20 protein-coding genes are annotated in these 19,516 nt (G+C 70.2%); 9 read left to right on the forward strand and 11 right to left on the reverse strand.

The features are described 5' to 3' along the window. Nucleotides 1-188: 188 nt before the first annotated feature. The gene (locus LWW96_RS10280; protein ID WP_291486626.1) at nucleotides 189-1,076 is read right to left on the reverse strand and encodes a LysR family transcriptional regulator; all 888 of its coding nucleotides are present in this window, start codon (nucleotides 1,074-1,076) and stop codon (nucleotides 189-191) included. Nucleotides 1,077-1,147: 71 nt separating this feature from the next. On the opposite strand from LWW96_RS10280, the gene LWW96_RS10285 reads away from it, so the two are divergent. Then, complete coding sequence (locus tag LWW96_RS10285) at nucleotides 1,148-1,357, forward strand: hypothetical protein (protein ID WP_291486628.1); 210 nt, start codon at nucleotides 1,148-1,150, stop codon at nucleotides 1,355-1,357. Between the two features lie 33 nt (nucleotides 1,358-1,390). Here LWW96_RS10285 and LWW96_RS10290 read toward each other — a convergent pair whose 3' ends face one another. Next, entirely contained in the window at nucleotides 1,391-2,413 is a 1,023-nt protein-coding gene (locus LWW96_RS10290) for a patatin-like phospholipase family protein (RefSeq protein WP_291486630.1), read from the reverse strand. A 195-nt stretch (nucleotides 2,414-2,608) separates the two neighbouring features. On the opposite strand from LWW96_RS10290, the gene LWW96_RS10295 reads away from it, so the two are divergent. The 3 genes from LWW96_RS10295 to LWW96_RS10305 are packed head-to-tail and all read left to right on the forward strand — an operon-like array spanning nucleotide 2,609 to nucleotide 3,979. Further along, complete coding sequence (locus tag LWW96_RS10295) at nucleotides 2,609-3,118, forward strand: helix-turn-helix transcriptional regulator (protein ID WP_291486632.1); 510 nt, start codon at nucleotides 2,609-2,611, stop codon at nucleotides 3,116-3,118. A 16-nt stretch (nucleotides 3,119-3,134) separates the two neighbouring features. Continuing rightward, complete coding sequence (locus tag LWW96_RS10300; RefSeq protein WP_291486634.1) at nucleotides 3,135-3,578, forward strand: VOC family protein; 444 nt, start codon at nucleotides 3,135-3,137, stop codon at nucleotides 3,576-3,578. Further along, entirely contained in the window at nucleotides 3,575-3,979 is a 405-nt protein-coding gene (locus LWW96_RS10305) for a DUF1801 domain-containing protein (protein WP_291486636.1), read from the forward strand. Before LWW96_RS10300 ends, LWW96_RS10305 begins: the two co-directional genes overlap by 4 nt. A 26-nt stretch (nucleotides 3,980-4,005) precedes the next feature. Here the strand turns inward: LWW96_RS10305 and LWW96_RS10310 are convergent, their stop codons facing one another. Further along, nucleotides 4,006-5,106, reverse strand: coding sequence for a tartrate dehydrogenase (locus LWW96_RS10310; RefSeq protein ID WP_291486638.1), 1,101 nt, complete (start codon nucleotides 5,104-5,106; stop codon nucleotides 4,006-4,008). A gap of 95 nt (nucleotides 5,107-5,201) precedes the next feature. On the opposite strand from LWW96_RS10310, the gene LWW96_RS10315 reads away from it, so the two are divergent. Further along, nucleotides 5,202-6,116, forward strand: coding sequence for a LysR family transcriptional regulator (locus LWW96_RS10315; protein ID WP_291486640.1), 915 nt, complete (start codon nucleotides 5,202-5,204; stop codon nucleotides 6,114-6,116). Between the two features lie 106 nt (nucleotides 6,117-6,222). On the opposite strand, the gene LWW96_RS10320 is transcribed toward LWW96_RS10315, so the two are convergent. Then, nucleotides 6,223-7,212, reverse strand: a complete 990-nt coding sequence (locus tag LWW96_RS10320) for a LysR substrate-binding domain-containing protein (RefSeq protein ID WP_291486642.1) — start codon at nucleotides 7,210-7,212, stop codon at nucleotides 6,223-6,225. A 109-nt stretch (nucleotides 7,213-7,321) separates the two neighbouring features. On the opposite strand from LWW96_RS10320, the gene LWW96_RS10325 reads away from it, so the two are divergent. Beyond that, nucleotides 7,322-8,344, forward strand: coding sequence for an NAD(P)-dependent alcohol dehydrogenase (locus tag LWW96_RS10325; RefSeq protein ID WP_291486644.1), 1,023 nt, complete (start codon nucleotides 7,322-7,324; stop codon nucleotides 8,342-8,344). Nucleotides 8,345-8,476: 132 nt separating this feature from the next. Here the strand turns inward: LWW96_RS10325 and LWW96_RS10330 are convergent, their stop codons facing one another. Further along, a complete protein-coding gene (locus LWW96_RS10330; protein WP_291486646.1) occupies nucleotides 8,477-8,923 on the reverse strand; it encodes a GatB/YqeY domain-containing protein in 447 nt (148 codons plus the stop codon). A gap of 194 nt (nucleotides 8,924-9,117) precedes the next feature. Beyond that, entirely contained in the window at nucleotides 9,118-9,330 is a 213-nt protein-coding gene (gene rpsU, locus LWW96_RS10335; protein WP_007833691.1) for a 30S ribosomal protein S21, read from the reverse strand. 358 nt (nucleotides 9,331-9,688) lie between these two features. Between rpsU and LWW96_RS10340 the strand changes: the two genes are divergently transcribed. After that, complete coding sequence (locus LWW96_RS10340; RefSeq protein ID WP_291486648.1) at nucleotides 9,689-12,964, forward strand: EAL domain-containing protein; 3,276 nt, start codon at nucleotides 9,689-9,691, stop codon at nucleotides 12,962-12,964. A 100-nt stretch (nucleotides 12,965-13,064) separates the two neighbouring features. On the opposite strand, the gene LWW96_RS10345 is transcribed toward LWW96_RS10340, so the two are convergent. Further along, the gene (locus LWW96_RS10345; RefSeq protein ID WP_291486649.1) at nucleotides 13,065-14,312 is read right to left on the reverse strand and encodes an NAD(P)/FAD-dependent oxidoreductase; all 1,248 of its coding nucleotides are present in this window, start codon (nucleotides 14,310-14,312) and stop codon (nucleotides 13,065-13,067) included. Nucleotides 14,313-14,393: 81 nt separating this feature from the next. Between LWW96_RS10345 and LWW96_RS10350 the strand changes: the two genes are divergently transcribed. After that, the gene (locus LWW96_RS10350; protein WP_291486651.1) at nucleotides 14,394-14,891 is read left to right on the forward strand and encodes a DUF4124 domain-containing protein; all 498 of its coding nucleotides are present in this window, start codon (nucleotides 14,394-14,396) and stop codon (nucleotides 14,889-14,891) included. 51 nt (nucleotides 14,892-14,942) lie between these two features. On the opposite strand, the gene LWW96_RS10355 is transcribed toward LWW96_RS10350, so the two are convergent. Next, nucleotides 14,943-16,076 carry a sterol desaturase family protein gene (locus LWW96_RS10355; protein ID WP_291486653.1) on the reverse strand — a complete coding sequence of 378 codons (1,134 nt, stop codon included), beginning with the start codon at nucleotides 16,074-16,076 and terminating at the stop codon, nucleotides 14,943-14,945. A gap of 103 nt (nucleotides 16,077-16,179) precedes the next feature. Between LWW96_RS10355 and LWW96_RS10360 the strand changes: the two genes are divergently transcribed. Next, nucleotides 16,180-16,665 (forward strand): acyl-CoA thioesterase, encoded by a 486-nt coding sequence (locus tag LWW96_RS10360; protein WP_291486655.1) that lies wholly within the window; start codon nucleotides 16,180-16,182, stop codon nucleotides 16,663-16,665. Nucleotides 16,666-16,677: 12 nt separating this feature from the next. Here the strand turns inward: LWW96_RS10360 and LWW96_RS10365 are convergent, their stop codons facing one another. The 3 genes from LWW96_RS10365 to ybiB all read right to left on the reverse strand — a co-directional run bounded on the left by LWW96_RS10365 (nucleotide 16,678) and on the right by ybiB (nucleotide 19,360). Then, nucleotides 16,678-17,424, reverse strand: coding sequence for a type IV pili methyl-accepting chemotaxis transducer N-terminal domain-containing protein (locus LWW96_RS10365; RefSeq protein WP_291486657.1), 747 nt, complete (start codon nucleotides 17,422-17,424; stop codon nucleotides 16,678-16,680). A 152-nt stretch (nucleotides 17,425-17,576) separates the two neighbouring features. Beyond that, nucleotides 17,577-18,440: a uroporphyrinogen-III C-methyltransferase gene (cobA, locus tag LWW96_RS10370; RefSeq protein WP_291486659.1), complete on the reverse strand. Its 864-nt coding sequence runs from the start codon at nucleotides 18,438-18,440 to the stop codon at nucleotides 17,577-17,579. Continuing rightward, nucleotides 18,437-19,360, reverse strand: coding sequence for a DNA-binding protein YbiB (ybiB, locus tag LWW96_RS10375; protein ID WP_291486661.1), 924 nt, complete (start codon nucleotides 19,358-19,360; stop codon nucleotides 18,437-18,439). The genes cobA and ybiB overlap by 4 nt, the downstream gene beginning before the upstream one ends. Nucleotides 19,361-19,516: the final 156 nt, after the last annotated feature.

A 19,516-nucleotide genomic window follows, 5' to 3' on the forward strand; every position in this document is an offset into this window, starting at 1 on the left:
CCTGGGCCCAATGCCGCAGGGCGCCGGCGGGGCGGCTTGCAAGGCAGTGACTTTGTTCACGGCATCTGTCCCTGCGTGCGAGTGGTGGCACGGCGTCCGGCACGGCCCGCGGCTGTGCCGGTGGGGTGGACGGAAAGCCAGGCACTACCCGGCGGTGCGTTCTTGCGTGCCCGCCGGCTCTGGCGCCGTCACTGCGCAAAATCCGCCAGCACCTGCAGCACGGCCTCGGTGGGGGGCGAGGGAGGCGGCTGGTGGCGGTGCGCCACGGCCATGGGGCGCAGGAGTTCTGGCTGCAGCGGGCGGATCTGCACATCGGCCGCGCCCTGCAGTTCGGCCACTTCCTCCAGCGGCAGCAGGGCGGCGCACTGGGCGGCCACGGCCAGGCTCTTGAGCGCGCCCGGGTAGCTCAGCGCCAGGAACGGGCGGGGGGTGTGGCCAGCCTGGCCGAACCAGTGGGCGATCAGCCCGTGCATCTGGGTGGCGGGCGCAAACGATGCCCAGCGGCGCGGGGCCAGCCATTCGGGAGTCACGTGGTCGGGCGGGTCCCAGCTGGCGGGCAGCACGGCCACCATGGGGTCGATGCGCCAGGGCGTTTGCCGCAGCTCGGCCACGGGCGGCTGCGGGCTGGCCACGATCGCCACGTCCAGCGTCCCCGCCTTGAGGCGCTGCATGGACTCGGCGGAGCCCACGGCCTCCAGGCGGATTTCCACGCCCGGGCTGCGCTGGGCCAGCGCCTCCAGCATGCGCGGCAGCAGCTGCGTGCTGACCCCCGCCGACACGCCCACCCGCACGACGCCCTCACGCCCCGACGCGCGGCGTTGCACCCGCTCCACCAGATCGTCGGCCGCCAGCAGCAGCTGCCGGCCCTGCTGCACCAGCACCTCGCCTGCGGGTGTCAGCTCGGCCTGGCGGCGGCCGCGCACCACCAGCTCGGCGTCCAGACGGCTTTCCAGCTCCTTGATGTGCAGGCTGACCGTGGGTGGGGCGAGGTGCAGCGCCTGCGCGGCCGCGGCAAAGGTACCCAGGTCGGCGATGGCGATCAGGGTCTGCAGCTGGTCGAGGTTGAGGTTACGCATCAGTTTTTCTGAATTGATGGTTCATTCAATTCAACTTTACGGATGATACGCCAGCGGCGAGCATGCCGCCCATGACCATTCCTGCCCCGCCTGCTCCGACCTCCAGCGACCCCGCCCACGCGCCGGCATGGCCGACCGGCAGCATTGCCGCGCCCGGGCGCTCCGTGCTTCAGCGGGCGCGACAGGCCCTGCGGCGTGTGCTGCACGCTGCGGCCGATGCGCTGAAGCGGGCCGAGCGGCGCATCACCGAAGGTTTCCGCGTTCCGCCGCACGGGGGGTGAGACGCCGCGCCCAGCGCGTGGACGCAGCGGCGTTCAGCGGCTGTTGTCGCAGGAGCCGTCCAGCCCGGCCATGCCGGCCAGCTTCTGCAGCCGCGAGCGGTTGTCCAGGCAGGCCTGGCGCTGCGCGTCGGCGGCCTTTTGCTGGGCCAGGCGCGTGGCGCGCTCGCGCTCCGCCTGTAGCTGGGCCACGCGTTCTCGGATCTGGGGCATGACGGCCAGGGCGGCCTTTTCGCCTTCCAGGATCGCGTTGGCGCGCTGGGTGAAGTCGGCGGCACCGATCTCCAGCACCTGCGGGCGGACGATCACGTCGGCGCGGGCCAGTTCGGCCTCGCCCAGCTTCTGGCCCATGATCGCGATGGACTGGTTCAGCGTGCCCAGCAGGTCGCCCGGCGTCTTGCCGCGCGCCTTGTTGGAGATGTCCACCGCCACCACCACGTCGGCGCCCAGCTGCCGGGCGGCGTCCACCGGCACGGGGCTCACGATGCCCCCGTCCACGAAGTGGTACTTGCCGATGGTGACGGGCTGGAACACGCCCGGCACGCTGCTGGAGGCGCGCACCGCCTGGCCGGTGTTGCCGCGGGCAAACACGGTGCGCTGCCCGTCCTCCAGCCGCGTGGCCACCGCCACGAAGGGCTTGGCCATCTGCTCCAGCGGCTTGCGGCGCACCTGCTCATTCACGTAGTCCTCCAGCTTCTGGCCCAGCACCAGGCCGCCGGAGGACAGCTGCAGGTCGCGGATGCGGGTTTCGTCCAGCGCCACTGCCTTTTCCTGCAGTTCAAACGCGTTCATGCCGCTCGCATACAGGGCTCCGACCACGCTGCCCGCGCTGGTGCCGGCCACCACGGCGGGGGTGAAGCCGTTGGCCTCCAGCATCTTGATGACGCCGATGTGGGCAAATCCCTTGGCGGCCCCGCCGCCCAGGGCGATGCCGATCTTGACGGGCGGCTGGGTGGGTGCGTCGGCTGTGGAAGGGGTGGAGGCGGGCGTGCTGCCGCACGCGGCGAGGGCGAGCGGACCCAGGAGGGCCAGCAGCCGCAGCAGGGAGGGGGAGGACATGCGCAACGGGAAAGACGGCGGGAGCGCAGCCGCAGCAACGGGGCGGCGCGCAAGGGCATCAGTGTATCGGGCGGCCGGAAAGCGCGCGCGGGCCCGGCACAACGGCCGTGCGCGCAGCCGGTTCTGGTCCCGCGCGCGGCGGCTACGCGCTATGCTGCCGCTCCTTGCGCCATGCCTGCTGCTTCGCCATCCCCCATGCCCCACCGGCCCGGCTCCGCCAGCGGGCCGCAGCAGACGCCCGCCCTGTTGCGCCGCCTGCTGCGGGCGCGGGACCGCATGGATGCGGCCTCGCACGAGCCCTGGCCGGTGCAGCGCCTGGCCCAGGTCAGCGGGGTGTCGGCGGCGCATTTTGCGCGCTCGTTCCGGCAGGCCTTCGGCATTCCGCCGCACCGCTATCTGCTGACGCGGCGCATCGAGCAGGCCTGCACCCTGCTGCGAGAGACCGACCTGCCCGTGACCGACATCGCCTTTGCCACCGGCTGGGAAAGCCTGGGCACGTTTGGTCGCACCTTCCGCGACGTCACCGGACACAGCCCCAGCGCCCTGCGCCAGCAGGCACGGGCCGGGCAGGAGGATCGTGGCGCACTGGCCGGGGTGCCCGCGTGCTTTCTCAAGGCGGCACAGCGGCCCGATCTGGCCACCGCAGTTTCGGAGAAGCGCCGGCGGGCGGCGCCAGGTACAAACCGGCCATCGACGACCCCGTAACCCAAGGAGATTGCGAATGGACCAAGGTTTGACCTCACCGCCGCCCTGCGGCGTGGGCGTGGCGGGCGTGTACGTGCCCGACCAGGACGAAGCGCTGGCGTTCTATGTGGACAAGCTCGGTTTTCGCGTGCACACCGATGTGCGCAACGGCACCTACCGCTGGCTGACGGTGCAGCATCCCGAGCAGCCCGGCTTCCAGCTGGGACTGTTCTGTCCGGGGCCGCCCATCCACGACGAGGCCACGGCGCAGGCCCTGCAGGCGCTGGTGGCCAAGGGGGCCATGCCGCCGCTGGTGCTGCAGGTGCGCGACTGCCGCGCGGCGCACGCGCACATGCAGGCCCGAGGCGTGGAGTTCACGCAGGAGCCCGTGGAGCGCTACGGACAGGTGGACGCGGGCTTTCGGGACCCCGCAGGCAATGGCTGGAAGATGATCCAGCGCGCGCAGGGAGACCGCGCATGAGCCGCGCCAGCACCCCGGGTGCGGCGCTGGATGCGGGCACGGCGGCAGCGCACATCGACGCCAAGATCCAGGCGCTGGACGACTGGCGCGGCCCGGTGCTGGCCCGCCTGCGCGAACTCATCCTGCGCGCCGATCCCGGCGTGGTGGAAGAGTGGAAGTGGGGCACAGCCGCCTGGTCGGCCCAGGGGCTCATCTGCACGGGCGAGACCTACAAGCAGGTCGTGAAGCTGACGTTTGCCCACGGCGCGGAACTGCCCGACCCGGCCGGCCTGTTCAATTCCAGCCTGGAGGGGCGGGTGCGCCGCGCCATCGATTTCCGCCAGGGCGAGGGCGTGGACGCGGCCGCTTTCACGGCGCTGGTCCGCGCGGCCGTGGCGCGCAACCGCGGCCAGACGCTGTAGCGCCCCGTCTGCGCTGCCGTGGACTTCTAGACGCGGGCGATGTGGGCCGCAATGGCCTCGCCCACCTGGGTGGTGCTGGCGGTGCCGCCCAGGTCCGGTGTGCGCGGGCCCGCCTTGATGACCTCTTCGATGGCCCGGACGATGGCGTCGTGCGCCGCCCGGCCTGCGCCCGTGCCCTGGGTGAGGAAGTCCAGCATCAGCGCCCCCGACCAGATCATGGCAATCGGGTTGGCGATGTTCTGGCCGTAGATGTCCGGCGCCGAGCCGTGCACGGGCTCGAACAGGCTGGGGAAGTGGCGCTCCGGGTTCAGGTTGGCCGAGGGCGCGAGGCCAATGGTGCCCGTGGTGGCGGGGCCCAGGTCGGAGAGGATGTCGCCAAACAGGTTGGTGGCGGCCACCACGTCAAAGCGCCCCGGCTGCAGCACGAAGCGGGCGGTGAGGATGTCGATGTGCTGCTTGTCCAGCGTGACGCCGGGGTAGTTCTTGGCCACGTCGTCGGCGCGCTGGTCCCACCAGGGCATGCTGATGGCAATGCCGTTGCTCTTGGTGGCCAGCGTCACGTGCTTCTTGGGCCGGCTTTGGGCCAGGTCGAACGCGAACTTCAGCAGCCGTTCGGCCCCCTTGCGGGAGTAGACGGATTCCTGGATGACGATCTCGCGGTCGGTGCCCTCGTACATGATGCCGCCCAGCGACGTGTACTCGCCCTCGGTGTTCTCGCGCACCACGTAGTAGTCGATGTCGCCCGGCTTGCGCCCGGCCAGCGGGCAGGGTACGCCGTCGAACAGGCGCACGGGGCGCAGGTTGATGTACTGGTCGAACTCGCGGCGGAACTTCAGCAGCGAGCCCCACAGCGAGACGTGGTCCGGCACGGCGGCCGGCCAGCCCACGGCGCCGAAGAAGATCGCGTCCATGCCCGAGAGTTGCGCCTTCCAGTCGTCGGGCATCATTTTTCCGTGCTGCGCGTAGTAGTCGCAGCTGGCCCACTCGAAGGCGTGCAACTGCAGGTCCAGCCCGAACCGGGCGGCGGCGGCCTGCACGGCGCGCAGGCCCTCGGGCATGACTTCCTTGCCGATGCCGTCACCCGGCAGGACGGCGATCTGGTAGGGGCGGTTGCTGGAGTGGGCCATGGGCTGAATCAATGAGAGTTGGACGATGGCCGGTATTTTTCAGTGCGACAGGTAAAAATACAATCCGCCATCCGTGGCGTCACTCTTCACACTTCGTGCATAAAAATCCCGCTCCCGACGACCTGCGGGTGTTCACCCTGGTGGTGCGCAGGTCCAGCTTTGGCGGCGCGGCGGCCGAGCTGGGCACCTCGCCAGCCTATGTGAGCAAGCGCATACGCCTGCTGGAGCAGGATCTGGGCGTGAAGCTGCTGCACCGCACCACGCGCCGTGTGGCGGTGACGGAGGAGGGCGAGCGCGTGTTCCACTGGGCGCAGCGCATCCTGGACGACATGGAGCAGCTGCTGCAGGAAGTGGCCGTCACCCGCCGCGAGCCGCGGGGCCTGCTGCGGGTGAGCAGCAGCTTCGGCTTTGGCCGGCAGGTGGTGGCACCCGCCCTGTCGCGCCTGGTGGAGCGGCATCCCGGCCTGCAGGTGCGGCTGGAGGTGTTCGACCGGCTGGTGGACGTGGCGGGCGAGGGGTTCGACCTGGACGTGCGCGTGGGCGACGAGATCGCGCCACACCTCATCGCCCGGCGCCTGGCCGGCAACCACCGCGTGCTGTGCGCCGCGCCCGCCTATCTGGCGCGCCAGGGCACCCCCCGCGTGCCGGCCGACCTGCCCAGCCACGACTGCCTGGTGATCAAGGAGCGCGACCACCCGTTCGGCGTGTGGCGCCTGCGCAGCGGCGCGGCGGAAGCCGTGGCCAAGGTCCGCGGCCCGCTGTCGTCCAACCATGGCGAGATGGCCGTGCAGTGGGCGGTGGACGGGCGGGGCATCGTGCTGCGCTCGTGGTGGGATGTGAGCGCGCACCTGCAGGCCGGGCGGCTGGTGCGGGTGTTGCCCGAGTGGCAGCAGGAGGCCAATGTCTGGGCCGTGTACCCCACGCGCCTGGAGCGCTCGGCCAAGGTGCGGGTGTGCGTGGAGTTTCTGCAGGAAGTGTTCCGGCAGGAAGGCCTGGGCTTGGGCTCATAGCGGCCCAGCGGCGGGGCGGGTGCGCCGCCGCTAGGGATGTCCTTGCATGCAACGCAGCGAGCCGCCCGAGACCGCGCTATCCGACCGCAGGGAGTTATGCAGGGAGTTATGCAGGCCGCCCCCGCAGAATCTGCGCAGGCTCCCCCGTGGCGCTGCCTGGCCGGCCCTGGGCCGGGCCTGGCAACAGCGCTGGCAGCCGGGCGGCCAGGGTGTCGATTGCCACGCGCGTGCGGCGCGGCAAGGCGCGCGCGCGGGGCCACACGGCGTGCAGGGCGTAGCCGAACGGCTGAGCTTCCTCAAACACCTGCACCAGTGCGCCCGCAGCGACCGGGCCGGCCGCCAGCCACTGCGGGATGCGCACCATGCCCAGCCCGGCCACGGCGCTGGCGGCCACCACCTCCAGGCTGTCGCAGCGCACGCGCGTGGGCACCGGGAACTCACGCGGCTCGCCGGTGGCGCCGTCGCGGTACAGCCACGCGGGTGGCCGCTGCCCGTCGCGGCCGTAGCCGGCGAAGCGGTGCCCGGGCGCCGTCTCCACCAGGGCCTGCCAGCCGCTTGGCCGGCCATGCCGCGCCAGGTAGGCCGGCGCCGCGTACACGCCCATCCACTGGTGGCCCAGCAGGCGTGCGGCCAGCGTGCTGCTGTCATCCAGCGGCCCGCTGCGAAGGACCAGGTCCATCCGCTCTTCCACCAGATCCACGCGGCGGTCGTTGAACTGCAGGTCCAGCCGCAGACCCTCGTGTTCGTGGGCCAGTTCCATCAGCAGCGGCGCCACGCAGACCCGGCCGAACAGCGCCGGCATGCTCATGCGCAGCGTGCCTGCCGGGGCGTGGCGGCCAGCCTCCACGGCAGCATCGGCGGCATCCAGCTCGTCCAGCGCACGGCGGCAGCGCTCGTAGTAGGCCTGGCCGTCATCCGTCAGGCTCTGGCTGCGCGTCGTGCGCTGAAACAGCCGCACCGCCAACCGCTGCTCCAGCCGCGCGATGCTCTTGCCCACCGCCGACCGGGTGCGCCCCAGGCGCGCAGCCGCCTGGGCAAAACTCCCCGCCTCCACGGTCGCGACAAAGGCCTCGATACCTTGCAATCGTTCGCTCATTGGCGAATTTTGGTTGCCATTCAAAGGAAAAACAAGAACCACCAGAGAGTGCAGTGCGCCAATAGCATGGACCGTGTTCTGTTTTGAGCTTGTTCCCAGGAGTTTCCCCATGACGCATAGCCCCCTCCCGTCCACCCTGCAGCGCTGGCAGCTGCCCCGCTTCGGCCTGGCCCACCTGGAGCTGGTGCAGGCCCCGATGCCGCTGCCAGCGCCGCACCAGATCCTGGTGCGCACCGAGGCGGTGGCCCTGAACTACCGTGATCTGCTCATGGCGCGCGACGGCATGGGCATGGCCCTGGCCTTTCCGTTCACACCCGCGTCCGACCTGGCCGGCACCGTGCTGGCCGTGGGCGAGGGCGTGACCCGCTGGCAGCCCGGCGACCGGGTGCTGAGCACCTTCTGGGGCGGCTGGCGGGATGGCGAGCGGCCTGCCGACGCCGTGGCGCTGGGCGCGCCCGGCCCGGGCGTGCTGGCGTCGCACGTGTTGCTGGACGCCGACTGGGCCGTGGCAGCGCCTCGCACGCTGGACGCGGCCGCCGCCAGCACCCTGCCCATCGCCGGGCTCACGGCCTGGTTTGCGCTGGTGGAAACGGGCGGGCTGCGCGCCGGGCAGACCGTGCTCATCCACGGCACGGGCGGGGTGGCGTTGTTTGGCGTGCAGCTGGCGCACCTGCACGGGGCGGTGCCCATCGTCGTCTCGGGCGACGCCGCCAAGCGCGCGCAGGTGCTGGCGCTCGGTGCCGCCCACGCCCTGGCGCGCGATGCCGACTGGCCGGCCCAGGTGCGGGCGCTGACGGACGGGCGGGGCGCTGACCAGGTGCTCGAAACCGTGGGCGGGGCCAACCTGGGCCGCTCGTTGCAGGCGCTGCACGCCGGTGGGCGCGTCTCGGTCATCGGCACGCTGGCGGGCGACACGGTCAGCGGCTCGGTCTACGACGTCCTGATGGGCCGCGCCACGGTGCAGGGCATCAGCGTGGGGCACCGCCGCGCGCTGGAAGACCTGGTGCGCGCCGTGGACGCCACCGGCCTGAAGCCGGTGATCGCGGGCGAATACCCGGCCAGCGAGGTGCCCGCCGCGTTTGCGCACCTGGAGCGCGGCGCCTTCGGCAAGGTGGTGGTGCGCTTTTCCTGAGCGGTGTGCGCCGCAGGGAAGCGCCGTTTCAAGAAAAAATAGCTGCCAGCGCTTATGCAGCAAGCGCGAGCAGCTATCAAATTAGTAGCTTCAGGCAAAGCGGCCGCGGCCGCCTGCCTGGAAGCGGGTTGCTCAGCCGGCCAGCGCGGCCTTCACCGCGGCCGACACCTGGCCCATGTCGGCCTTGCCGGCCAGGCGGGTCTTGACCACGCCCATCACCTTGCCCATGTCGCCGGGGCCGGCGGCACCCACTTCGGCCACGATGGCCTTCACGGCGGCGGTCACTTCCTCGGCGGACATGCGCTCGGGCAGGTAGGCCTGCAGCACGGCCATCTCGGCCTTTTCCTTGTCGGCCAAGTCCTGGCGGCCCGCGCCTTCAAATGCTGTGATCGAGTCCTTGCGCTGCTTGATGAGCTTGTCCACGATGGCCACGACAGCGGCGTCATCCAGCGTGATGCGCTCGTCCACTTCCTTTTGCTTCATCGCCGCCTGCAGCAGGCGGATGGTGCCCAGGCGCTCGCTGTCTTTGGCGCGCATGGCGGTCTTCATGTCTTCGGTGATCTGGTCCTTGAGGCTCATGGTGGCTTCCTTCTTTTGAGTTTCAAACAGGGACAAGGGTTTGCACAAAGCCCCTCTGGTCAGGCGTCGGCGCGCTACGGCAAGGCGTTGCAACGACGCCAGAGGGGCTTTGTGCAGACCCGAAAAAACAAAAACCCGCGCTTGGCGTCCCTAGCGCGGGTTTTTTTGGCGTTGCGGAAAACGCCCAGCTGCGATCAGTACAGCTTCTTGGGCAGTTGCATGCTGCGAACGCGCTTGTAGTGGCGCTTCACGGCGGCTGCCTTCTTGCGCTTGCGCTCGGCGGTGGGCTTTTCGTAGAACTCGCGGGCGCGCAGGTCAGTCAGCAGGCCGAGCTTTTCAATGGTGCGCTTGAAGCGGCGCAGGGCAACGTCAAAGGGTTCGTTTTCTTTTACGCGGATCGTAGTCATTAGCTAATGGTTTCCAAAGTGTGCCCGCAGAGGGCCTTCAGGAAGATCGGGCCTGAAGGCCGTGCGTGGCGGGTGCCCCCGTCTCAGTCGAGAGACTGTAACTAGTATTGGCCGACGGGGTAGTGCCAGCAAAGCGCAACATTATAGCGTCCTGAGCAGGCTTGTGTGCAAGGGGGCGCGCCGCCGCCCCGCAGCCGGGCCCGTGCGCAGCGCCCGCCAACCTCTGCGCCCCCGGGTGAGATGCCCCAGTTTGGTGCCTGTGGCGTGGAAATTGCTACGTCCTGTAACCGCCCGGCCGCACGGCCGGCACCCCACCACCGCAGGCAGCAGCAGAGCCAGCAAGGCAGGCACACACACCATGGCATTCATGCACCGCGTATCGGGCTGGCTCGGCCGGCTCAGTGTGGGCCGCAAGCTCATGCTCATCTACCTGCTGGACCTGACGGCCGTGATCTACGTCTCGGGCATCCTGATCCACGAGAAGTACCTGGCCATCGATTTCGCCCGCAAGGAGATCGTGGGCACCACCTACGCCGCCGTGGTGCGCGACGGCTTCATGGAGCAGTTTCTGCCCCAGGCCGCGCCGCCGGCGGCCGGCGAGGGGCCGCAGGTGCTGCAGCGGCTGCAGCAGGTGCGCGAGCGGCACGACGGGCTGTTGCGCACGGCCGAGCTCGCGCAGCGGTTTGAAGAGGCCTTGCAGCGCCTGATCGCGGCCGAAGCCCCGGCCGCCCCGGCCACGGCGGTGCTGGCGCCCGGCGAGGCGGCGCGCCTGCGCACGGCGCTGCTGCGCGAGGGGCGCGAACTGCTCACCACCGTGGGCAACCAGTCCAACCTGATCCTGGACCCGGACCTGGACAGCTACTACGTGATGTCGCTGGTGGTGCTGCGCTACCCCGAGCTGCTGCAGGCCGTGCACGACACCGTGAGCTTTCTGAGCGCGCCCCCCACGGCGCGCGGGCCGCAGTGGTCGTACGAGCTGCTCACGCTGGCCGGGCGGCTGGAAGCGGTGGCGCTGGGCATCGAGTCGGACTACAACCAGGCCTTCATTGCCGGCACGCCCGAGATGCGTGCCGCGCTGGCCCCGCAGCGCGAGGCGCTCAAGGCCGCGCTGCACGACTTTCAGGCGCAGCTGCAGAGCGTCGCCGGCGGCGAGTCGCGCCTGACGCAGGAGGCCCTGCTGGCCCAGCAGGCCGCCGTGCTGGGCGCACTGCGCGGCGCGTGGACGGCGGGCATCGCCGACCTGGAGCGCCTCTTGAACCAGCGCGTGGACAGCCTGTTTGCCCGCATGTGGCTGCACCTGGGCACCGCGCTGGTGCTGCTGGGCTGCATCCTTTCGCTCGTCACGCTGGTGGCGCGGCAGATCGCCAAGCCGCTGCAGCACCTGGCGCGCGTGGCCGACGAGGTGCGCAAGAGTGGCGACCACAGCCTGCGCGCGCAGTGGGCCAGCCGCGACGAGATCGGCCGGCTGGTCACCGCCTTCAACGACATGCTGGCCCAGCTGGACCGCGAGCGGCTGCTGCAGCAGGAGCTGGCGGCCAGCGCCCGCGCCGCCGAGGCCCAGCGCGAGCTGGTGGAGGCCTTCCCCATCCCCATGGTCGTCACCTCGGTGCCCGAGCACGAGGTGCTGCATTCCAACGCGCCCGCCGCCCACTGGTTGGGCGGGCGCAAGAGCGACCCCTGGGCCGTGGGGCTGGAGCCGGGCGTGCGGGCGCGCTTCTTCCAGCGCCTGGCCGACCAGGGCTCGGTGGATGAGTTCGAGGTGCGCTGGAAGGCCAGCCCCGAGCCCTCGTGGGCCGTGCTGTCGGCGCGGCGGCTGCAGTTCCAGGGGCGCGATTCGGTGCTCACGGCCTTCACGCCCATCAACGTGCTCAAGGTGATGGAGCAGCGCCTGGAGCTGTGGGCCAAGGTGTTCGAGGCCTCGTCCGAGGGCATCATCATCATGAACGCCGAGCAGCAGATCCTGAGCGTGAACCGCGCCTTCTGCCGCAGCACGCACTACGACTTCTACGAAGTGATCGGCGAGAACCTGGGCTTCCTGCTGCAGGAATCGGCGGGCGAGCCGCTGCCCCTGCAGATCCAGCGCACCATGCAGGAGAAGGAGTCCTGGCAGGGCGAGGTGCGCTTTCGGCGCCGCTCGGGCGAGACCTACCCGGCCTGGCTCATGGTGTCGGCCGTGCGCGAGGGCAAGGGCGGCGCCGTCACCAACCACATCGGCATCGCCATCGACATCACCGACCGCAAGCGCAGCGAGGAGCGCATCCAGTTCCTGGCGCACCACGACGTGCTCACCGAGCTGCCCAACCGGTCGCTGTGCGTGCAGCGCCTGCAGGCCGCGCTGGCGCAGGCGCCCATCACCGGCGAAAAGGTGGCCGTGCTCTTCATCGACCTGGACCGCTTCAAGGCCATCAACGACACGCTGGGCCACCACATCGGCGACGGGCTGCTGCGCTCGGTGGCCGCGCGCCTCACGCAGGCCGTGCGCAGCCGCGACACCGTGAGCCGCCTGGGCGGGGACGAATTCGTGGTGGTGATGCGCGACGTGGCCGGCCGCGAGGACGTGCAGCAGCTGGTGGAGCGCCGGCTGATCCCGCTCATCCGCCAGAGCCACCCGGTGGAAGGGCACGAGCTGAACGTGTCGTGCAGCGTGGGCATTGCCGTGTACCCCGAGGACGGCGGCGAGATCGATGAATTGATGCGCCGCGCCGACGCCGCCATGTACGAGGCCAAGACCACCGGCCGCGACATGGCGCGCTTTTACTCCGCCGAGACCGACCAGCGCGCCCTGGCCCGCCAGTCGCTGGAGCAGCAACTGCGCCGCGCGCTGGAGCGCGAGGAGTTCCGCCTGCACTACCAGCCGCGCCTGTCGGCCCGCAGCGGCCGCCTGCTGGGCGTGGAGGCGCTGCTGCGCTGGACCAACCCGGTGCTGGGGAGCATCCCGCCCAGCGAGTTCATCCCCATTGCCGAAGAAAGCGGCCTGATCCGCGCCATCGGCAGCTGGGTGCTGCGCCAGGCGTGCGAGCAGTGGGTGCAATGGCAGTCGCCCGCCCACCGCGCGGCGCTGGGCGACGTGGCCGTGTCCGTCAACCTCTCGGCCGCGCAGATGGCCGACCCGCAGCTCGTGCCCGACATCGAGGCGCTGCTGGCGCGCACCGGCATGCCCGCCCACCGGCTGGAGCTGGAGATCACCGAATCGCAGCTCATGGACAACGCCCATGCGGCCGAGCAGCAGCTGGCCGCGCTCAAGTCGCTGGGCGTGCAGCTGTCCATCGACGACTTCGGCACCGGCTACTCCAGCCTGGCCTACCTCAAGCGCTTCGACATCGACCGGCTGAAGGTGGACAAGTCCTTCGTGCGGGACATGCTGGTCAACCCCGCCGACATGGCCATCACCCGCGCCATCATCGCGCTGGGCCGCACCCTGGGCCTGGGCATCGTCGCCGAAGGCGTGGAAGACCTGGCCACGGCCCAGGTGCTGGATGCGCTGGACTGCGAGGAGCTGCAGGGCTACCACTTCAGCCGCCCGCTGCCGCCCGACGCCCTGCTGGCCTGGGCACAGCAGCACCGGGCGCTGCAGGGGGTGTCGCTGCGAGGGCTGGAGGCAGCGGGCACGCAGCCCGCGCCATTGCTGGGGTGAACCAGCCAAAGCCGCTCATGCTGAGCTGGCCGAGGCGCCGGGCAAGGCTTCGGCGGGCTCAGCCCGAACGGTCAGTCCCAGTTCCAGTTCCAGTTCCAGTTCAAGCCGGAGGACCCGCCAGCGCCTGCGCACACGCATGCGCGCTGGCCCAGGCCCACTGGAAGTTGTAGCCGCCCAGCCAGCCCGTCACGTCCACCACCTCGCCGATGAAATACAGCCCCGGCTGGGCCTTGCACTCCATCGTCTGCTGCGACAGCGCCCGGGTGTCCACGCCGCCCAACGTCACCTCCGCCTTCTTGTAGCCCTCGGTGCCGGTGGGCGTCAGCTCCCAGCGCGCCAACTGCTCGGCCAGGCGCGCCAGGGCCTTGTCCGATGCCTCGTTGATGGGGCGCTGCCAGTCCGCCTCGCGGCGGGCCCAGGCATCGGCCAGGCGGCTCGGCACCAGCGTGGCCAGTTCGTTGGCAACCAGCTTGCGCGAGCGGACCTTGCCCTGCGCCAGCGCGGCCGGCAGGTCTACGTTGGGGGCGAGGTTGATGGCCAGCGGCGTGCCCTCCTGCCAGTAGCTCGAAATCTGCAGCACCGCCGGGCCCGACAGGCCGCGGTGGGTGAAGAGCAAATCCTCGTCAAACGCCGTGCGGGTTTTCTTGGCGCCGGTGCTGATCTGCACGGGCAGCGCCAGCCCGGCCAGCTGCGCATACGGCGCCCAGCCCGCACCGTCAAACGTCAGCGGCACCAGGCCCGGGCGGCGCTCGACCAGCGGGATGTTGAACTGCTGCGCCAGCCGGTAGCCAAAATCCGTCGCGCCGATCTTGGGGATGGACAAGCCGCCCGTGGCCACCACCAGCGAGCGTGCCTGCACCGGACCGCGGTCAGTATCAATTTGATAGCTGCCAGCGCTTGGTGGATCTGCGCTAGAGGCCAAAAAGGCAATATTCTTGACGCTGCACGGCTGCCAGCGGGTGACGCCCCCGGCCTCGCACTCGGCCAGCAACATGGCGATGATGTCCTCGGCCGAGCGGTCAGCAAACAGCTGGCCCTTGTGCTTCTCGTGGAACGGAATGCCGTGCTTTTGCACCAGCGCAATGAAGTCCGCCGGCGTGTAGCGCGACAGCGCCGAGCGGCAGAACTGCGGGTTCTGCCCGACAAAGTGCTTGTGCGGCGCGGCCGGATCCAGGTCGCGGTTGGTGAAGTTGCAGCGCCCGCCGCCCGAGATGCGGATCTTCTCGGCCACCTTGTCGGCATGGTCGATGAGCAAGACCTTCAGGCCCCGCTGGCCCGCCTGGCCCGCGCAAAACAGGCCGGCCGCACCGGCGCCGAGGATGATGGCGTCAAAGAAAGGGGTGGTCATGGGAGCGGCGGATTGTAGGCCCCGGGCTTGCCAGGGCGGGGTAGCATGTGCGCTGCTGCTCCACCCGCCAAGGACCTTCGCATGAACTCCGCCGTGATCCGCTGTGCCGCTTGCGCCCTGCTGCTGGGCGCGCTGGCCCCGGCCTGGGCCATCAACAAATGCACCGATGCCGACGGCAAGATCGCGTTCCAGGACGCGCCCTGCCCGGGCGAGGGCGAAACGATCGATGTGCGCCCGGCGATGCAGGGCGCCACGCCGGTGGCTCCGCCGGCCGCGGCAGCCCCGGCTGCCCGGGAAGGGGCCTTCGGCCCGACCTGGCAGCGCAAGTACTACCTGCAAAACCAGGGCGTTCCCGAGGCGCGTGCCGCGGTGGAGCGCCAGCAGCGCGAGTGCGCTGCGCAGCCCGCCGAAGCCGTGGCCCATGCCGGCCCCCTGCGGCGCAGCACCCTGGCCTCCGGCACCCAGTTCGCGCAGGAGCGCGCCGCCGCCGCCGGCCAGGAGAAGGCCGCTTGCGAGGCGCGCACCGAGGAGCTGCGCGAGCGCCTGAAGGCGCTGGAGGCGGAACTGGGGTCGCTCTGAGCTTGCTGAGATCTCGCGGCCGCGCCGCGCACCGGCGTGCCGCCGGGGCGCTCAGCCCTTCCAGGTGAACGGAAACTTGAACTGGTTCACAAAGCCGTTGGGCACGTAGTCGCCCAGCACGCCGTAGTGTTCGGGCCAGAGCTTGGTGCTCTTCACGGCCGTGCCGAAGAGATAGTCCAGGAAGGCGAAATGCGCCGCGTAGTTCTTGTCCAGCGCCTCCTGGTCCTGGCTGTGGTGCCAGTGGTGGAAGTTGGGCGTGACCAGCACGTAGCGCAGCGGCCCCAGGCGCACGCTCACGTTGGCGTGGTTGAACACGGCCTGGAAGCCCACGACCACGATGTACGCGTCGATCACTTCCTTGGAAAAGCCCAGCACGTAGATGGGCGCCAGCACCAGCGTGCGGGTGATGAGCAGCTCCAGGATGTGCTGGCGCGAGCCGGCCATCCAGTCCATGCTCTTGACGCTGTGGTGCACCGCGTGCAGGCGCCACAGCACGGGCACCTCGTGGTAGGCGCGGTGCGTCCAGTACTGCACCAGGTCGGCCACCAGGATGATGAGGAACAGCGCCACCCAGAAGTTCAGGCCCTGCACCCAGCCGCGGATGCCGTCGTTGGCCGCCCAGCCGAAGAACTTGTGCACCACCAGGTTGGTGGCCAGCAGCACGAAGCCCACCACCATGTGGTTCACGATGAAGTGGTGGAAGTCGGTCTGCCACTCGGCGCGGAACACGGGCTGGTCCTTGCGCAGCGCAAACAGCTTCTCGATGAAGATGAAGATCAGCGAGCTGCCCAGCAGGTCCAGGATGAACCAGTCCAGGCCGATGTACGGCGTGTTGTCCGGAAAGTTCGGGTCCACCTCCACCTTGTGCCCGCCCAAGAGCGCCGTGAGCGCCACCATGGCAAAGGCAAACGTGGCCAGCCAGCGCGCGCGGTTGAAGAGGATGTTGACCAGCGAGATGCCGCCCGCAATGGCCATGGCCGCCAGCATGATGGTGCGGATCACGGACACGTCGTAGCTCTTGCGCAGCTGCGGCGTGGTGAGGTATTCAGGAAAGTGGAAGGCCAGCACGCCCAGGAAGCACAGGATGGCCAGGGTGAGCGCGATGACGCCCGACACCATGCCGCGCCCTGTGCGCAGCGCGCCGTGGCCTTCGGTGAGTTCGTTGAGCTTGTCGATGTCGAGCATGGGTCCTCCTGCGGGTTGCGCGGCCTGGATGCGGCGGCGAGGCGCGAGTGTAGCGAGAACCCCAGGGCCGGCGCGGGCCGGCAGGCAATCCTAGAATCGGCGCATGAACATTCCCTCGCACCAGCTGAGCATGACCGTGCTCATGTCGCCGGACATGGCCAACTTTTCGGGCAACGTCCATGGCGGCGCCATCCTGAAGCTGCTGGACCAGGTGGCGTATTCGTGCGCCAGCCGCTACTCGGGCTGCTATGTGGTCACGCTGAGCGTGGACCAGGTCATGTTCCTGCAGCCCATCCATGTGGGCGAGCTGGTGACCTTTCTGGCCAGCGTGAACTACACGGGCTCCTCGTCGATGGAGATCGGCATCAAGGTGGTGGCCGAGGACATCCGCTCGCAGGTGGTGCGGCACGTGAACAGCTGCTTCTTCACCATGGTGGCGGTGGACGAGTCGCGCAAGCCCGTGAAGGTCCCGCCCCTGTCGCCCGCCACCCCCGACGAGAAGCGCCGCTGGGAGGCCGCGCAGTTGCGCAAGGCCCTGCGCAAGGAGCTGGCCGAGCGCTTTGCGCAGGTGCGCGAAGTCACCGGCTGAGACCCTACGGCCTCAGGCAGCGCTGCGGTTGCGCCCCGCCAGCGAGACGGCCTGGAGCGACAGCCCGTCGATCTCGTGGGTGATGCCCGACAGCACGTTGGCCACCACCGCGAATTCGCGCCCGTGCTCGCCGGCACGCGCGGCCATGACCTGCGCGTTGAAGCTCACCACCTTGGCCTCGCGCGCCACGGTCTGGATGGACGCGACGATGCCGGCCAGTTCCTTCATCAGCGTCTCGGACTGGGCGCGGCCCACCTGGTCGAATGCGGTGGTGGCGGCGTTCAGCGCCTCCAGCGCGCCGTCGGTCGCTTCCACCAGCCGGGCCACGGCGTCGTCCACGCGCGGGCTCTGGCGCTCGGCGTGTTCCAGGGCGGTTTCTGCCCGCTGGGCAAACGCGTCAATGGTGGCCGCCACGCCCGCAGGACCGTGGTAAGCGTTGCGGATGCATTCCGCACTGGCCGCGTCCAGCTGGCGCGGCGTGTCCACCAGCCGGGCCTGGCTGTCCTTGAACAGCGCCAGGGAACTGCGCGCAGCCTTCAGGTGCAGGTCGCTGCCGCGTGCGGCCAGCACGGTCTGCAGCACCATGCGCTGCGACAGCATGCGCTGGCGTGCGGCCAGGTTCACCAGCGACATGCCATGGCCGGCACCTGCGTCCCGCGCCGCGCGGGGCGCGCCGGGCACGGCCGGCAGCGATGCTGCAGGGCGCTGGGCGGGGGCAGGGGGCGTGCTGGAGCGGGGGGCAAGGGAAAAGGCTGACATGGTGCGTCCTTGTGCGGGTGGCCTGCGGGTCCCTGCCTTCAAGCAATACCCGGGCCAATCGCGGACCGAGTGGACGGGTCTGTCCGCGAAGCCGCACGGCGCGTGGCGGCCGGGCGAGGTGCCGGGCAAAGTGCCGGGCAAGCGAGGGCCGCTCAGCCTGCGCGCCGGGCCGGAGCCGCCGCGTCCGCGCGCGTGCCGGCACCAGCGCTGGTGGTCGCAGCCAGGATGCCCTGCACCACATCGCCCACCACGATCACGGACGGGCTGGCCAGGCCTTCCCGCGTGATGGTCGCGTGCAGCGTGCCCAGCGTGGCCACCGCGTGCCGCTGGTGCGGCAGGGTGGCGTGCTGGATGATGGCCACGGGCGTGTTGGCGGGCAGGCCGGTCAGCAGCTCCTGCTCGATCGTGGAGGCGCCGCTCACGCCCATGTAGATCACCAGCGTGAGCCGGGCGTCGCGCGCCGTGGCGGCCAGCTGGCGCCAGTCGGTGCCTGCATCGCCGGGCTTGGCGTGGCCGGTGACGAAGACCACGCCGTGCGCGTGCTCGCGGTGGGTCAGCGGCGCGCCCAGCGCCGTCAGCCCCGCCAGGCCGGCGGTGATGCCGTTGACCACGTCCACCTGCACGCCGGCGGCGCGCAGGTGTTCCACCTCTTCGCCGCCGCGGCCGAAGATGAAGGGGTCGCCGCCCTTGAGGCGCACCACGGTCTCGCCTTCGTTCACGGCGGTGAGCATCAGCTTTTCGATGAAGGCCTGCGGCGTGCTCTTGCAGCCGCCGCGCTTGCCCACGTACACGATGCGGGCCGCGGGCGATGCGTGCGCCACGATGGCGTCGCTCACCAGGTCATCCACCAGCAGCACGGTGGCGGCCTGGATGGCCTTGAGGGCCTTGAGGGTCAGCAGCTCCGGGTCGCCGGGGCCCGCGCCCACCAGCGTGCAGCGGCCGCGTACCGTCGGTGCGGTGGCGGCGGGCGTTATCGCGGCGGGCGGCTGGCTGTCGGGTGGGGTGCGGCGGCTCATGGGGAGGTCTCCAAAATGTTCTGATCAGCGATCCGCAAGATATGTTCCACCTGCCGTGCAATGGCGGCGGGCACGGGCAGCTCGCCCGCCAGCACGCGGCGGGTGTAGGCGGCCGTGGCGGCGATGTCGATCTCGGCGGGCAGGCCGGGAACCTCGCTGGCCGTGCCGGGCTGCTGCGCCTCCAGCACCGCGTGCACGCCGCGCACAAAGCCGTCGTAGCGCGGCGTGCGGCGCGGGTCGGTGGCCACCTCGCCCTCCAGCCCGCGCGAGAGCAGGGCGTTCATGCCCAGCGTGCGGAAGGTGCTCTGCAGCATCTCGAAATACTCGGGGTGCGTGTAGGCCGTCACCACGACCGAAGGCCCCGCGCACGGGTTCATCAGCTTGACCACGCTGTGCCCGGGGTTGCGCAGTCCCACCACCTCGCGCACGGCCAGCAGGCGCGCCAGGCCCGGGTGCAGGTGCCGCGTGTGGATGTGGCGCACCGCGCCGTTTGCTATCTTTTCAGGAGCTTCCAGCGCAGGTACATCGAGCGCTAGCAGCACATCGGACGCCAAGACCCGCCGCGCCTCGGTGCGCATGCCGTGCAGCAGAACGGGCAGGCCTTCGCGCGCCAGCAGCAGGGCCAGCAGGGGCGTGAGCACCGGCAGCTTGCGCGCGCCGTTGTAGCTGGGCAGCACGATGAGCGGGCGGTCGGTGGCGGGCAGCAGGGCCAGGCGCTGGTGCGTGGCGTCCAGAAAGCCGCACATCTCCTCGGCCGTCTCGCCCTTGATGCGCATGGCCAGGCAGAAGGCGCCGATCTCCAGATCGGACACGGTGCCGTCCAGCACCTGGCCGAACAGGTCGGCGGCCTGCTCGCGCGTGAGGGGCTTGGCGCCGCGTGCGCCGCGGCCAATCTCTTTGATGTACTGGCTAATGCCCATGGTCTTTTTTGGCGGGACTTGTGAAACAGGGCTCCAGCGTCGTTATTTCGGCTTGCCGTACAGGCGTACTGTCTGCGCCGAAAGCGCCTAGCTGGCGCCCTGTTGCACAAGTCCTGGTGGGGTTTGTGGGTCCGAGGGGTATTTTCCCGCAAGCAA

Origin of the sequence: Acidovorax sp. (genome assembly GCF_021287135.1) — a bacterium.
In the GTDB taxonomy this organism is placed as follows: domain Bacteria; phylum Pseudomonadota; class Gammaproteobacteria; order Burkholderiales; family Burkholderiaceae_C; genus Acidovorax.